14 protein-coding genes are annotated in these 13,780 nt (G+C 62.7%); 6 read left to right on the top strand and 8 right to left on the bottom strand.

The window, feature by feature from the left end; translation table 11 throughout:
• The first annotated feature begins 96 nt into the window (after positions 1-96).
• Complete coding sequence (locus tag ACR1XV_RS13465) at positions 97-951, top strand: MurR/RpiR family transcriptional regulator (protein ID WP_480532135.1); 855 nt, start codon at positions 97-99, stop codon at positions 949-951.
• A 20-nt stretch (positions 952-971) separates the two neighbouring features.
• Here ACR1XV_RS13465 and ACR1XV_RS13460 read toward each other — a convergent pair whose 3' ends face one another.
• Genes ACR1XV_RS13460 through ACR1XV_RS13445 form a run of 4 tightly spaced genes read right to left on the bottom strand, consistent with a single transcriptional unit; the run spans position 972 to position 5,108 of the window.
• Complete coding sequence (locus tag ACR1XV_RS13460) at positions 972-2,045, bottom strand: ABC transporter ATP-binding protein (protein WP_480532133.1); 1,074 nt, start codon at positions 2,043-2,045, stop codon at positions 972-974.
• A 12-nt stretch (positions 2,046-2,057) separates the two neighbouring features.
• Positions 2,058-2,882 (bottom strand): carbohydrate ABC transporter permease, encoded by an 825-nt coding sequence (locus ACR1XV_RS13455; protein WP_480532131.1) that lies wholly within the window; start codon positions 2,880-2,882, stop codon positions 2,058-2,060.
• Positions 2,883-2,885: 3 nt separating this feature from the next.
• Positions 2,886-3,770: a carbohydrate ABC transporter permease gene (locus tag ACR1XV_RS13450; RefSeq protein WP_480532129.1), complete on the bottom strand. Its 885-nt coding sequence runs from the start codon at positions 3,768-3,770 to the stop codon at positions 2,886-2,888.
• Between the two features lie 60 nt (positions 3,771-3,830).
• A complete protein-coding gene (locus ACR1XV_RS13445) occupies positions 3,831-5,108 on the bottom strand; it encodes an ABC transporter substrate-binding protein (protein WP_480532127.1) in 1,278 nt (425 codons plus the stop codon).
• A 187-nt stretch (positions 5,109-5,295) separates the two neighbouring features.
• On the opposite strand from ACR1XV_RS13445, the gene ACR1XV_RS13440 reads away from it, so the two are divergent.
• Genes ACR1XV_RS13440 through ACR1XV_RS13420 form a run of 5 tightly spaced genes read left to right on the top strand, consistent with a single transcriptional unit; the run spans position 5,296 to position 10,544 of the window.
• Entirely contained in the window at positions 5,296-6,174 is an 879-nt protein-coding gene (locus ACR1XV_RS13440) for a transcriptional regulator (protein WP_480532125.1), read from the top strand.
• 3 nt (positions 6,175-6,177) lie between these two features.
• Complete coding sequence (locus tag ACR1XV_RS13435; protein WP_480532123.1) at positions 6,178-7,263, top strand: SIS domain-containing protein; 1,086 nt, start codon at positions 6,178-6,180, stop codon at positions 7,261-7,263.
• Entirely contained in the window at positions 7,244-8,185 is a 942-nt protein-coding gene (locus tag ACR1XV_RS13430; protein WP_480532121.1) for an ROK family protein, read from the top strand. The genes ACR1XV_RS13435 and ACR1XV_RS13430 overlap by 20 nt, the downstream gene beginning before the upstream one ends.
• A gap of 4 nt (positions 8,186-8,189) precedes the next feature.
• A complete protein-coding gene (locus ACR1XV_RS13425) occupies positions 8,190-9,455 on the top strand; it encodes a class II D-tagatose-bisphosphate aldolase non-catalytic subunit (protein ID WP_480532119.1) in 1,266 nt (421 codons plus the stop codon).
• A gap of 6 nt (positions 9,456-9,461) precedes the next feature.
• Positions 9,462-10,544 (top strand): N-acetylglucosamine-6-phosphate deacetylase, encoded by a 1,083-nt coding sequence (locus ACR1XV_RS13420; RefSeq protein ID WP_480532117.1) that lies wholly within the window; start codon positions 9,462-9,464, stop codon positions 10,542-10,544.
• 107 nt (positions 10,545-10,651) lie between these two features.
• On the opposite strand, the gene ACR1XV_RS13415 is transcribed toward ACR1XV_RS13420, so the two are convergent.
• The 4 genes from ACR1XV_RS13415 to ACR1XV_RS13400 form a co-directional block, all read right to left on the bottom strand.
• Complete coding sequence (locus ACR1XV_RS13415) at positions 10,652-11,869, bottom strand: peptidoglycan-binding domain-containing protein (RefSeq protein ID WP_480532115.1); 1,218 nt, start codon at positions 11,867-11,869, stop codon at positions 10,652-10,654.
• Positions 11,870-12,051: 182 nt separating this feature from the next.
• Positions 12,052-13,050: an energy transducer TonB gene (locus tag ACR1XV_RS13410; protein WP_480532113.1), complete on the bottom strand. Its 999-nt coding sequence runs from the start codon at positions 13,048-13,050 to the stop codon at positions 12,052-12,054.
• Positions 13,047-13,424, bottom strand: a complete 378-nt coding sequence (locus tag ACR1XV_RS13405; RefSeq protein ID WP_480532111.1) for an ExbD/TolR family protein — start codon at positions 13,422-13,424, stop codon at positions 13,047-13,049. Before ACR1XV_RS13405 ends, ACR1XV_RS13410 begins: the two co-directional genes overlap by 4 nt.
• 4 nt (positions 13,425-13,428) lie before the next feature.
• Positions 13,429-13,761 carry an ExbD/TolR family protein gene (locus ACR1XV_RS13400; RefSeq protein WP_480532109.1) on the bottom strand — a complete coding sequence of 111 codons (333 nt, stop codon included), beginning with the start codon at positions 13,759-13,761 and terminating at the stop codon, positions 13,429-13,431.
• Positions 13,762-13,780 lie beyond the last annotated feature (19 nt).

Genomic DNA, 13,780 nt, shown 5'->3' with positions numbered 1-13,780 from the left:
AAGGCGATGTCACCTGTCAATAATTTTTCGTACAAAATTGTTCGGGGCTTCCCGATACGTCCAGATTTTGACACTCATGCCGACGGGGCGCGGGATATGACCGTTTCAGACAAGCTGATGATGCACCGCGACCAGATGACGCCGTCCGAACGGCAACTGGCCAACACCTTGCTGGACGACTATCCGATTGTCGGGCTGGGCAGCATCACCGAACTGGCACAGGCGGCATCTGTTTCGACCACGACGGTGGCGCGGATGCTGCAGAAGACCGGGTTTGACGGCTTCCCGCAGTTTCAAGCCGCCCTGCGGTCCGAGCTGAAAGAGATGATCTCGGACCCGGTGTCCAAGCGGAACCACTGGCAAAACGATCTGCCGGACGAGCACATTCTGAACCGCTATTCCCATCAGGCGCTCGAAAACCAGCGCCGCAGTCTGGACGAGGTCAGCCCCGACGACTTTGACAGCCTGTGCAGAATGTTGAGCGACCAGAACCGGACCATCTTTATTGCCGGCGGGCGGATTACGGGGACGCTGGCGCGGTACCTGTTTCTCCACCTTCAGATGATCCGGCCCAATGTCAGGCTGGTCGCCGATGGCGGGGCGTGGCCGCATGATCTGCTGGACGTGCGGGACGGAGACGTGGTGATCGCGCTGGATGTGCGCCGCTATGAAAATACCACGTTGCAGATGACCCAGATGTGCCGCGACAAAGGGGCCAAGGTCGTTCTGTTCACGGATCAGTGGCGCTCGCCCATCCACCGCATCGCGGCGCTGACATTCACCGCGCGGATCGCGGTGCCGTCGGCCTGGGACAGCTGTTCGCCCCTTTTGCTGCTGATCGAATGCACTATCGCCGCCTTGCAAGAGACGATGTGGGACACGGTAGAAGCCCGCATGGAAGCGCTGGAGGACGCCTTCGATCAGACCAAGCTGTTCCGTAAGTTCACCTGAGGCGTTCCGACGGCCCCGGGTCAGGCATAAAGGTTCAGACCCGTGCCATCAAAAACCAGCGGCGATTTGCAATGTACCCGCAGCGGAACCTGATCGCCCGGTCTGGCCTTCACCTGCCCCGACAACTGAACCGTGGCCGCCTGACCATCAGGCAGGCGCGTATACAGCAACGTGGTGTCGCCAAGTTGCTCGACCACCTCGACCTTCGGCGACAGGCTGGGGTTTTCGGCGTCCAGCTCAAAGAAATCTGGCCGCAACCCGATCTCGACCGGAATGCCGCCCGTTTTGTCAGGCAGCGGCAACGTAACCGACGTGTCCGAGAACTGTACGGTCAGCCCCTGCGCCCCGAACTCGTACCCATCCAGCCGCACGAAGATCGCGGGTGGCTGCCCCAGAAACCCGGCCACGAACTTGTTGCGTGGACGGTTGAACAGGTCCAGCGGGCTGCCGATCTGCTCGATGACGCCCTCGTTCATGACCACGATCCGGTCGGCCAGCGTCATCGCCTCAACCTGATCATGGGTCACATAGATCATCGTGGCATCGAGCTGATTGTGCAGCCGCGCCAGTTCGACCCGCATCTCGACCCGCAGGGCGGCATCCAGATTGGACAGAGGTTCGTCGAACAGGAAAATCTTGGGATCGCGCACGATGGCGCGCCCGATGGCCACGCGCTGGCGCTGACCACCCGACAGGGCCTTGGGCTTGCGGTTCAGATAGCTTTCGATCTTCAGAACCTTGGCGGCGGCCAGTACCTTTTCCTTGATCTCGGCCTTGGGGCGTTTGGCGATTTTCATGCCAAAGCCGATATTCTCGGCCACTGTCATATGCGGATAGAGCGCATAGGACTGGAACACCATCGCCACGTCGCGTTCCTTAGGCAGCAATCCGGTGACCGACCGCCCGTCGATTTTCAGATCGCCCGAGGTGACTTTTTCCAGCCCAGCTATCGTGCGCATCAGGGTGGATTTGCCACAGCCCGAGGGGCCGACGAGCACAATGAACTCGCCCGGCTCAACACTCAGGTTGATGTCTTTCAGCGCGTGGAAGTCGCCATAGTGCTTGTCCAGAGAAATAGCTTCGAAAGCGGTCACTTGGGTCGGTCCTTACTTCACGGCGCCCATGGTCATGCCCGCGATCATCTTCTCGGACAGGATGGCATAGACAAGGATGGTGGGGATGATGACGATGGTCACACCGGCAAACAGGCCGGGCCAGTCGCTGGTGTATTGCATCGCGTTCTGCAGCGAATAGAGGCCCAGCGGCAGGGTCCGGTTCTCGGGGCTGTTCAGGATCACCAGCGACAATTGGTATTCATTCCACAGCCAGATGAAGTTCAGGATCGCCGCTGTCGCCACGCCCGGCATCGCCATCGGCAGCATCACATAGCGGAAGGTCTGAAAATCGCTGCACCCGTCCAGCAGGGATGCGGCCTCAAGCTCGGACGGGAGCGAGGCAAAGAACCCGGTCAGCAGGTAGACGGTGAAGGGGATCGAGATCGCCACGAACACGATGGTCAGACCGGTCAGACTGTCGGACAGGCGCAGCCATGCGAGGATGCCGAAGATCGGGATGAACAGCATCGGGATCGGGATGCCCATGCCAATGACAAACAGGTTGGTCAGCGCCTCGCGGCCGCGGAACTTTGCTCGGCTGAGCACATAGGCCGCCGGGGTCGAGACCACGAGGATCAGCAGCACCGACAGGCAGACGATGACGACCGAGTTCGAAAAGAACTCGCCCAGACGTCCGACATTCCATGCGGTCTCGAAGTTTTCCCAGCGCAGTTCCGCAGGGGGCTTGAGGCCGGATCGCAGCACCTCGCGCTTGGATTTGAAGGCGCTCATCACCACCCAAAGGATGGCGGCGACGGTGAAGGCGACCCAGGCCCAGATGGCAATGTAGGCAGGCAGGCGGCGCAGAAGGGTCATGGCTCAGAACTCCAACTGATCGCGGCGCATCAGGCGGCGGACAAGGACAATCAGCGAAAACGCCAGCACCAGCATCACCACGCCGATCGCGGTGGCATAGCCCAGCTGATAGATCGGATCACGCTGACCGAAGCCCATGATGTAAAGGTAGATCCCCAGCGTATAAAGCTGCTGCGGCACCTGCAGAAAGCCGAACGCAAAGGGAAACTCGAACATCTTCACCGCGTTGATGATCCAGATGACAAAGGAAATGGTCATCACGTCCCAGATCATCGGCACGGTGATGTACCAGAACTTGTGCCACAGGCTTGCGCCCTCCAGATCGGCGGCCTCGTACATATCGGGCGGGATTTTATCGACGCCCGCCAGCAGCAGGATCAGGAAAAACCCGGTGAACACCCAGACCAGCGCGGCCAGCATCGCCCAGAATATGTTGTCGGGCGAGGTCCAGAGCGTGCGGCCCATCTCATCCAGACCAACAGCCTTGAGCGATGAATTCAGCAGCCCATAACGCGGGTTGTAGATATAGGCCCACATCGCCGACAGAGCGACGACCGAGACTACGTTGGGCAGGAAGAACACCAGCCGGAACAGCTTTTTGCCCCAGATGCCCGAGTTGATCAGGATGGTGTAGAGGAAGGCCAGAAAGAAGACGAAAAACCCGCCGACAAACAGCAAAGCCAGCGTGTTGCGGAAGCTCAGCCAGAATGTCGGATCGTTCCACAGGCGGCGATAGTTGCCAAGGCCGATGAACTTGGCCTCGGTCCCGAAACCCGACCATTCGAACAGGCTGAAGTAGAAGGTGAAACCGGTGGGGATCAGGAAAAAGCAAAGATAAACGATCAGAGCGGGCGCTACGAAGAACCCGATAAGTCTCTTGCCGATCATATGCTCCACCCTGTCCTTTGATTGACCGGCCCCGGTGTCAGGGCCGGTCAGATGCTGAAATCAGCGGTTTTCCCAATAGCCTTTGGTTTGTTCGACCATACCGTCGATGAACTCATCAACGGTGATCTGGCCTAGGAACACCTTGTTGTGCATCGCCTCATAGATGTTGCTGGAATAATCCGCATAGGCAACCTTGAGGCCCAGGTTTTCGGACAGCAGGCTAGTCGCATTGGCCACCGCCTCGCGGCTGTCTGCGATCACGTCGGCCCATTCGACCGAGGCATTGGCCACACCGATCAGCGCGTCGTCCGCCATCTTTTGCTGCGCCGATTTGCTGAGCGCGAATTTGATGAAATCCTGCGCCGCTTCGGCATCTTCGGCACCTTCGGGGATGGCAAAGCTGACCGCGTAGATGATGGTGTCGTTCACGTCACCCTTCCCGCCCTCGACCATGGGGAAGTTCATCGCGCCCCATTCAAAGCCCTCTTCCACCTGATCGGCCAGTTCGATGGGCAGCCACGATCCAACCAGTTCGGTCGCGGTTTCGCCAAAGGCCAGCGTCTGCTGACCGGCGGGCCACTGATAGCCTTTGCTTTCCTCGGGGATCAGGCCATCGGCCCACAAGGCGGCCTCAAGCTCCAGCGCCTGACGCACAGCGGGGTCGCGCCATGTTTCACCGGTCTTGTCCTCAGCCGCTTTCAGCACGAAATCAGGGCCTGCGATGCGCGCCAGCAGGTAGTTGAACCAGTTGATGTTGTAGAACGCGATGTCGCTTTCCACCGCAATCGCGTTCACACCGCTGGCCTGAACCGCCTTCATCGCGTCCACATATTGCGCCCAGGTAGAGGGGGTCTCGGTCACACCGGCGTCGCGCAGTTGGGCTGCGTTGTAGAATATCTGATAGGTATAGAAGGCGTAAGGCATCTGCCCGACCGAGCCGTTTAGCTCGGCATTAGCCAGCAACGCGGGGTAGATCGCCGCACCCACCGTGCCGCCATCGGGGGATTCTGCCGCGACCAGACCGTCCAGCGCAACCGCCGCGCCCTGCCCGACCAGACCGCCGTTCAAACCATCCATGTCCGCATCCATCAGGTCGATGCTTGTGCCGCCGGCCAGCGCGTTCCGCACGGTTGTCTGGTTCTGGCGTCCATTCCAGACAACATTGAAGGTCACATCCGGGTTGGCCGCGCTATACTCATCCATCAGCGCCTTCAGAACCTGCGCCTGCGGCTCGGGCTCGTTCCAGAACGACCAATAGGTGATTTCGGTTTCCGCAAACGCCACGCTGGCGGTCAGGCTGGCGATCAGGCTCAAGCCGGAAAGTTTGATGTGAGACACAAGAATTCCTCCCTCAAGGTTGCGCCAGAGACGGCGATTTCGAATCAGACCTTACGACCCGAAATGTAGTTTTGCAACATTTCTTGAGTTTTACCCACTTTTATGGCCCAGAATTGGGAGTTGTTTTCTTTCTGAGTTCCAGTAATGTAGTTTTGCTGATATCTCGCAGAGCATGAAGGACACGCATTTGGCTGACAAGGCTGACATTCTGAACCAGATCGAAGGCGACCTGCCGGAATTGTCGCGCGCCCTGCGCAATGTGGCAGAGTTCCTGCTGGCCAATCCCACCCAGTTCATCCGCCAGCCTCTGCGCGAATTGTCAGAAACCATCGGCGTGAGCGAGCCCAGCCTGATCCGGTTTGGCCGCCGCTACGGCTTCAAGGGCCTGCCCGATCTGCGCATCGCCGTCGCCATGGCCACCGCCGCCGGAGAGGGCGGCAACAGCGCCGAGTTCGAGCCGACCATCCGCGACAAGGAAGTCGTCAACAAACGGGCCAAGCGCGCCGTGGCTGCCCTGGCGGCCGAGTTGATCGCTGACGACCACTCGATCCTGCTGGATTCGGGGTCGACAGTGCAGTTCATGGCCGAACATCTGCGCGAGGCACCGGCCAAGATCCTGATGACCACGGGCCTGAACCTGATGCTGGCCTTGCACGAATGCCCACAGCACGAACTGATGCTGACCGGGGGTGTCCTGCGCCAGAACGCCATGTCGCTCAGCGGGCGGCTGGTTGAAACCACGCTCGAGACGATGTCTTTCGACACGGTGCTGATGGGGGCCGACCGGATCGATCCCGCCTTCGGCCTGTCGACCTTCAGCGAAGACGAAGCGCATCTGAACCGCGCCATGATCCGCGCCAGCCGCCGGGTGATCGTGCTGGCCGACGCCAGCAAGTTCGGCCCAACCAAACTGCACCGCATCTGCGATCTGTCCCAGGTGGACGCCATCGTCTCGGACAGCTCGATGCCGGCTGACATGCAACAGGACCTGCGCAGCAGGAATGTCAGGCTTTACCTCGCCGACATTCCCGAAGCTGCGGCAACACCATCAAAAGAACGGACGTAATTCATGAGCGCGAAGATCTGGGCAACCGAAACGGAAATTGCCGCACAGCCGGACATCTGGCAGGCCTGGTCGCACATTCTGCCCGGTATTGCGGCGGATATCTCGGGCTGGATCGCGGCGCGCAAGCCGGATGTGATCTGGCTGACGGGGGCGGGAACCTCGGCCTTTATCGGCGATGCGCTGAGCGTCTATTTGGACGGGCTGCTGGGCATCCCGGTCCGCGCCGTGCCCTCGACCGATCTGGTGGCGCGCCCGGCGGATTATCTGAAACCGGGGCTGCGCCCGCTGGTCGTGTCCTTTGGCCGGTCCGGCAACAGTTCCGAGACCTTGGGCACGCTGGACCTGCTGGACCGGGACTGCCCGGCGGCGGACCGGTTGAACATCACCTGCAACGCCGATAGCGCGCTGGCCACACGCGCCCATCCGGGACCGGGTGAGCAAAAGGTGATCGTGCTGCCCGACGCCTGCCACGATCAGGGTTTTGCGATGACCTCCAGCTATACCACGATGCTGCTAACCGCGCTGGCCTGTTTGTCAGGTGCAGAAGAGACCGCGATTTCCGCCAACCTCACCACTCTTGCCGACGCCGCGCGCGGTCTGCTGCAAGACGCGCCGGACCTGCCGCGCCCGGCGCGCGCGGTGTTTTTGGGCTCGGGGCCGTATCTGGGCACCGCGCGGGAATCCGCGCTGAAGGTTCTGGAACTGGCTGCGGGTCAGGTGGTGACGGCCTGGGACAGCACGCTGGGCTTCCGGCACGGCCCCAAGGCGATCACCGATGACGAAACGACCGTGTTCGTGTTCCTGTCCTCGGACCCGCTGACCCGTAAGTATGACGACGACATCGTGGCCGAACTGCGCAGCCAGTTCCCCGCCACACGCACCCTCAGCATCGGCGATCCCACTCACGGAGCCGTCCCGGACCTGAGCCTGTCCACAGGCCTGCCGGATGTCTGGAACACCGGACTTTATGTTCTGGTGGCGCAGATGCTGTCGGTCGCGTGGTCCAAGTCGCTGGGGCTGAACGTGGATAACCCGTTCGAAGGCGGCAACCTCAGCCGGGTGGTCAGCCATGTCCGCCTCTATGTCTGAGCCGGCCTGCGGCGGCCTCGATCTTGGCGGCACCAAGATCGAGGCGACGCTGTTTGATGGCGACCTGAACCCGCTGGCCTCGCGCCGTGTCGCCACGCCCCGGGACAGTTACGCCGATCTGCTCGACGCGCTTGGGGCCGAGGTCGCGTGGCTGCGATCCGAAGCGCAGCACGCCGACCTTCCCGTAGGCGTCGGTATTCCGGGTCTGATCGACCCGGTCACCGGCCATTCGGTCACCGCCAACCTGCCCGCCAACGGCAAACCGCTGGGTACCGACCTGAAGGCCCGCAGCGGCGGCACGATCCGGCTGGCCAATGACTGCAAGTGTTTTGCTTTGTCCGAGGCGATCGGCGGTGCCGGAGACGGCCACCACACGGTCTTTGGCCTGATCCTCGGCACCGGTCTTGGCGGCGGCGTTGTGGTCGACGGCAGGTTGCTGCCCGGTCCGAACGCGCTGGCGGGCGAGATCGGCCACGCCGCGCTACCCGCCCCGCTGGTGGCGCAATACGGCCTGCCGCTCCTGCCTTGCGGCTGCGGGCGGCAGGGGTGTTTCGAAACCTACCTGTCCGGCGCGGGCATGGAGCGGTTGTCGGACACACTCACGGGCCAGCGCCGCACCGCCCCGCAGATTGTCGCCGCCACCCTGCAAAACGACGCCGACGCGCAACGGGTCTTTGAGGTCTGGCTGCACATCGCCGGAGAACTTCTGCATAGCCTGCAACTGCATATCGACCCCGATTGCATTGTGTTGGGCGGCGGGCTCAGCAAGATCGACGGGCTGGACCGCAAACTCTCTCGGGCGCTGGCGTCCTCGGCGTTGCCGGGCCTGCGCGCACCCGACATCCGCAAACCCAAATTCGGCGACAGCAGCGGCACCCGCGGGGCGGCTCTGCTGGTCTGCCCAGTCCCCGGAAGGACCTGACCCCATGAGCTTTTTCTCGGACCTGAATGCGCGCAACCGGGCCGGAACGCCGGTTGCCATAGCCTCGGTCTGTTCGGCACAGCCCGACGTTTTGCGAGCCGCGCTGCTGATGGCACAAGACATGCAGCGCCCCATTCTGATCGAGGCGACCAGCAATCAGGTCAACCAGTTCGGTGGCTATACGGGGATGCAGCCCGCCGATTTCATCGCCTTTGTAAACGGCATCGCGCAGCAAACCGGGACCGACCCCGCCCTGATCCATTTCGGAGGCGATCACCTTGGCCCACAGGTCTGGCGCAGCGAACCCGCCGACAGCGCGATGGCCAAAGCCGAGGATCTGATGCGCGCCTATGTCCAGGCCGGGTTCACCAAGATCCACCTCGACTGTTCCGAAGGCTGCGCTGGTGAGCCCGCGCAGGTCGACGAACAGACCTCGGCCGACCGCGCCGCCCGTCTGGCCGCGATATGCCAAGCAGCCGCGCCCGATCCCCAGCGCCTGAGTTATGTGATCGGTACCGAGGTCCCCCCGCCCGGTGGTGCCCGCGCCGATGAAGAGGGTCAGGGCGTCACCCCAAGCGATCCCGCCCATGCCCGCAAGACCCTGCAGACCCACCTTGCAGCCTTTCAGGCGGCAGGCGCGGCACAGGCCTGGGCGCGCGTGATCGGGCTGGTCGTCCAGCCAGGACTGGAATTTGCACCGACCCATATCGACCATTTCGACCGCAGCGCGCCCGATCACCTGTCTCAGGCCCTGACGGACGTGCCGCATATCTGCTTCGAGGCTCATTCGACCGACTACCAAAACCCCGCCGTCTATCCCGATCTGGCAGCCCGGCATTTCAGCGTGCTGAAGGTCGGCCCCGCGCTGACCTTTGCTTATCGTCAGGCGTTGTATGCGCTGGATCATCTGCGGGACCTTCTGGGCAAGGATGGCACCCCGCTGATGCCGCAGATGGAACAGATCATGCTGGATCAGCCCGGATATTGGCAAAAGCACTATGTCGGCACCCCGGAAGACCTGCGCCTGCAACGCCATTTCGGCTATGCCGATCGCATCCGGTACTACTGGCCCGACCCCAAGGCCCGGCAGGCCGTATCAGGCCTGCTCGACACGCTCGGCCCCGACTGCCCGCCTGCGCCGGTTCTGGAGCAGTGCTTTGCCCCCGAGGTCATCGCCCGTGCCACTGATCTGCAAAGCCGCGGCAACGACTGGTCCCGCGCGCTGATTGTCGCCCAGATCCAACAGGCCCTGCGGCCCTATTTCTTCTGAACCTGCATGGTGCGCTATCTTCACCCCAAGGCCCTGTTCGACGGGCAAAAACTGTCAACCGACACCGTTCTTGTTACCGAGGATGACACGGTCACCGATATCCAACCCCTGAACGCGGTGCCTACCGGCGCAGCCATCGAGCCCATCGACGGCGTCCTCAGCCCCGGCCTGTTCGATGTACAGGTCAATGGCGGCGGTGGCGTGATGCTCAACAATACCCCGACCCGCGAGGGCGTACGCCGGATCGCGCAGGCCCACAACGCGGCCGGAACGGCATTTCTGCTGCCCACGGTGATCACCGACAGCCCCGAGGTCATGGCACGCGCCGCACAGGCCGTGACCGAAGAGCTGGGCCGGAACGGCGTTCTGGGCATCCATATCGAAGGGCCGCATATCAGCCCCACCCACAAAGGCACGCACAACCCCGCTTTCATCCGCCCGTTCGACGACGCAACCATGTCAGTGCTGGAAGGCCTGAGGCACGCCAATGTTCCTGTGTTGCTGACACTGGCCCCGGAAACCGTCGCGCCCGGCCTGATCGCGCGGCTCAGCGCGATGGGCGTCATCGTCTCGGCCGGGCACAGCGCCGCAACCGCCGAACAGACCCGCCGCGCGCTGGCCGAGGGCTTGCGCTGTTTCACGCATCTGTTCAACGGGATGCCGCAGATGACCTCGCGCGCGCCAATGTTGACCGGCGCGGCGATCAACAGCGATGTCTGGTGTGGCATCATCGCCGACGGCCATCATATCAAGGATGAGATGGTCGCCCTTGCGACCCGCGCCCGCCCCGTGCCGGACCGGATGATTCTGGTGTCGGACGCGATGTCCACCGTTGGCGGCCCGGATCACTTCGAACTCTATGGCGAGGTCATCCGCGTCAACGAGGGCCGCCTTGTCAATGCGCAGGGCTCTTTGGCCGGGGCGCATATCACGCTGGCGGACTCGGTACAGCGCATGATTGGCAGCGTTGGCATCCCCGCCGCTCAGGCTTTGCGCATGGCAACCACAAATCCGTTCGAAATGATGCAGTTGGATGCGCCCGGGATCATCGACAGCAAGGTTGACGGTCTTGGGCATATAGCTGGCTGAAATCTACTGCCCGCTATATGCCTTACCTGATCTGACGCGCCACAAGTTGACCTCGTCGCCAGCGCCTCAGATCAAAGGTGTCGCAAGACTGCGGGATGCCAATCCGATCAGTTGCCGGTGCCGCTGGTCGACACCAACGACGTTGACGTCCCGAACCCGCCTTGCCCCGGGGGCGCCGGCTGGGTCTGGTTCGCAACCTGATTGGTCTGAGGCACTTGCTGCGCCGTCCCCGAATAGATGTCGAGGCTGCTTTGCGGGGCCTGCTGTACCACCTGCTGTTGCGGCGCGGCACCGCCCGCGGCAAACAGGCTGGTACTTCCACCGCCCTGCGGGACCACTGGCTGCGGTGCTTGCTGCTGCGGCGCCGTAGGCGCGAACAGGTTCTGTTGGGTATTCACCGGAGTACCCTGCTGCGGTACAACCGGCTGCTGCTGAGGGGCTCCGAACACCGGGGCCTGCTGGCCAGCCGCCGGAGCGCCAAATGCTTGCTGCGGCGCAGGTGCTGACCCAAACTGACCCTGTCCGGTCTGCTGGGCTGAGGCGCCAAAGGCCTGAACCGGGGCCTGCCCAGCCGGGGCACCAAACTGATTGGGCTGCTGCGCACCGTACCCCGCCTGAGCCGGAGGCTGTGCGCCAAAGGGTTGGACGCCGCTCTGCACACTTGCTTCCTGATACAGATACTGGGGCGACTGCAATCCCGCAGCGTTGCGGGCCATGACCAGCCCCTGCACCGGTGTCACCGAGGCCGGACCCAGGCCTTGCCGCGCCAGAAACGCGTTCATCGCGCCGCGCGTTCCGGGCCCGTTCGAACCGTCAATGCGCCCATGATAATAGCCCAGTGTCTGCAGGCCCTGCTGTAGCATGAAAACCTCATCACGGTTCAACTCGCGCCGGGCGAAAACCGCCTGCGAGCCCGGGACCTGGCTCAGCAGCGTAACATATTGCGGTCGGGTCAGTTGGCCGGTCTGCGGCTCGCCGAGCGAGGCCTGAAACTGACGGATAACGGCGCGGCTATTGCGCCCCAGAACGCCATCGACTGTTCCGATATTGTAACCAAGGTCCCGAAACGCGCTTTGAATCTGGATGCGTTCGGCCCGGGTATATTGCCCATTCAGGCTTGACGCAGACGCCGCACCGCCCGAGGTGGACTTGCGGGTGGTCTGCTGCCCCTGCCGTTTCGCTTTTTGGTTTTCCGAGATGCCCTTATACAAAAGCGCTCCAGCCACGCCACCGATGATAAGATCCGCAGCATCCGCCGACACTTTCGCAGGAACCGACACGGCCATAGACGCCGCAACAAATACAACAATGGATTGTTTTTTCATAACAAAGCCCCCAAGGCAGCTGTGAAAGAACTGAATTTTATTGAATGCTGAGTAGCATAGCCCTTTGGGCACTTTACGTCCACGCGAAACTCAAGAAGTAGATTCTCGCATTCGGCGATTTAGCGGTTTCAGCGGCTGGCTTGCGGCACACCAATAACCATAAAAAACATAGACTTACGCCATCAACCGTTCTGGAAGAAAAACGACAATTTGCGGCTGACGCCGCCGGGCGGCGGCGGAAATGGGGCGGCGGCGCGAACCTGTCTTTTGGCGGCGCTGTCGATCTGGGCCGAGCCCGAACTGTCGGTGATCTCAACCCAGGCCAGTGTCCCGTCCGGGTTGATCTCGAAGAAGACGCGCGCAAAGCCGCGGACCGGTACAAAGATCGAAGGGGATCGGTTGAGGTGCACAAGGACCTGCCCGGCATAATTGGTGACGTTCGAGTTCCCCGGTCGGCGCCCGCCGGATTGCTGAGAGCGGTTGCTTTGGGTGAAGGCATCCCGGCCCTCGCGCTGGAAGGTGGTCAGCGGGGATTCGATGACCTGCTGCGGAAAGCGAAGGTCTGCAAAATCCTCGGCCCCGCCCGGGTCGGCCTCAGGCTGGCGGGTGGGAAGGCGGGGCCGGATGGATGTGGTCACGGCTTGCTCGGAGTCGGTGGGCGCGACCTCCTCCGACGGGTCCAGCGCCGCAACGACCGGCGGCGCCGGCGCTTCGGCCTCAGGGGGGGCTGTATCGGTGGCGGGCTCGCCCCGGGGCGTCTCGACCACCTCGTCGGTTGCCACCGGCTGCGCGTCTTCTGCATCCGCGCGCGTGGCTTCATCGTTGTCGGCAGGCGGGGTGGGCTGTGCCTCGACCGGCTCGACCGTGTCGGGGCGGACCGGCGCGGCCTCGCCGAAATCGGGTGCAAAGACCCGTTGCGGGTCCTCGGACGCGACAAGCGCCTGACTGGTGGGGATTTCGGCCGCTTCCGGTTCGGGGGTTTCTGCGGGTTCGGGCTCTGGCGGTTCCTCGGCTACTTCGGCGAGGTCCTCGAAGCTGCTGCTCAGATCGACCGCCTCAGAGGCGCGCTGCTGGGCCGGGGTCGCGGTGGGTTCGGATGCGGTCATGCTCAGGCCCAGAATGTGCAGGATCAGCGACACGATAACGGCCACCACCGCAACACCGATCGACCCCCGGATCATCGCAGCGCCCGTTCGGTGACCAGAAAGACCGACCCCGCACCGTGGCGGCGCAGCGCCCCCGTCACCTCGATCAATCGGGGGCCGGACGCGTCGCGGTCCGGCACGATCCGCACCGGGCCGGGCCCATGACCGGCCATGAAGGTCTCAGGATCGGTTTCCACCCCACGAAAGCTGAGCGTCCCGTCCCGGTGCAACACCAGCGCATCCGGCGGCTCGCGCCCTTCAAGCCCTGCGGTGTCCACAAGCTCCAGCTCTGGGTCCAGCGGCGGGGCCACCGTGCCCGCGATCAGAAAGAAGATCAGCATCAGAAAGACAATGTTGACCAAAGCAATCGTTGAATCGCGCCTGCGGCGGGCTGGGGGGCGGCGGATCATCGGCCTACTCCAGCACCAGAACGCTCAGCCCGTCGCGCCCGCGCAACCGCACCAGCACATCCGTCAACCGCTGCGCAGTGACATCGTCGTCAAGGCTGACCAGCACCTGCCCGGTCTCGAGTTCCGGCACCAGATCATCCAGCGTGACCGGCGCGCCATTCAATGCCAGCCGGTCGGACCCGAGTTGCAGGAAGAACCGATCGGACGGCTCGGACGGTGTGGTTCCACCGGCGGCGGCATGGCTTAGCTCGATCTCGCCAAAGGTCGAGAATGTCGAGGACAGCATGAAAAACAACAGCAACAGAAAGATCACGTCGACAAGCGGGGTCATCGACATCTGGCGTCGGACAAAGGGT

Source organism: Ruegeria sp. AD2(2025) (genome assembly GCF_056542385.1).
The sequence above is the reverse complement of the archived record's forward strand: the minus strand, read 5'-3'. Positions and strand labels throughout refer to the sequence as shown.

Bases quoted from the DNA above. Each gene is read 5' to 3' on its own strand.
- ACR1XV_RS13465 (WP_480532135.1), top strand. From the start codon at position 97: ATGACCGTTTCAGACAAGCTGATGATGCACCGCGACCAGATGACGCCG.
- ACR1XV_RS13455 (WP_480532131.1), bottom strand. From the start codon at position 2,882: ATGACCCTTCTGCGCCGCCTGCCTGCCTACATTGCCATCTGGGCCTGG.
- ACR1XV_RS13450 (WP_480532129.1), bottom strand. From the start codon at position 3,770: ATGATCGGCAAGAGACTTATCGGGTTCTTCGTAGCGCCCGCTCTGATC.
- ACR1XV_RS13435 (WP_480532123.1), top strand. From the start codon at position 6,178: ATGAGCGCGAAGATCTGGGCAACCGAAACGGAAATTGCCGCACAGCCG.
- ACR1XV_RS13430 (WP_480532121.1), top strand. From the start codon at position 7,244: ATGTCCGCCTCTATGTCTGAGCCGGCCTGCGGCGGCCTCGATCTTGGC.
- ACR1XV_RS13425 (WP_480532119.1), top strand. From the start codon at position 8,190: ATGAGCTTTTTCTCGGACCTGAATGCGCGCAACCGGGCCGGAACGCCG.
- ACR1XV_RS13420 (WP_480532117.1), top strand. From the start codon at position 9,462: ATGGTGCGCTATCTTCACCCCAAGGCCCTGTTCGACGGGCAAAAACTG.
- ACR1XV_RS13415 (WP_480532115.1), bottom strand. From the start codon at position 11,869: ATGAAAAAACAATCCATTGTTGTATTTGTTGCGGCGTCTATGGCCGTG.
- ACR1XV_RS13410 (WP_480532113.1), bottom strand. From the start codon at position 13,050: ATGATCCGGGGGTCGATCGGTGTTGCGGTGGTGGCCGTTATCGTGTCG.
- ACR1XV_RS13405 (WP_480532111.1), bottom strand. From the start codon at position 13,424: ATGATCCGCCGCCCCCCAGCCCGCCGCAGGCGCGATTCAACGATTGCT.
- ACR1XV_RS13400 (WP_480532109.1), bottom strand. From the start codon at position 13,761: ATGTCGATGACCCCGCTTGTCGACGTGATCTTTCTGTTGCTGTTGTTT.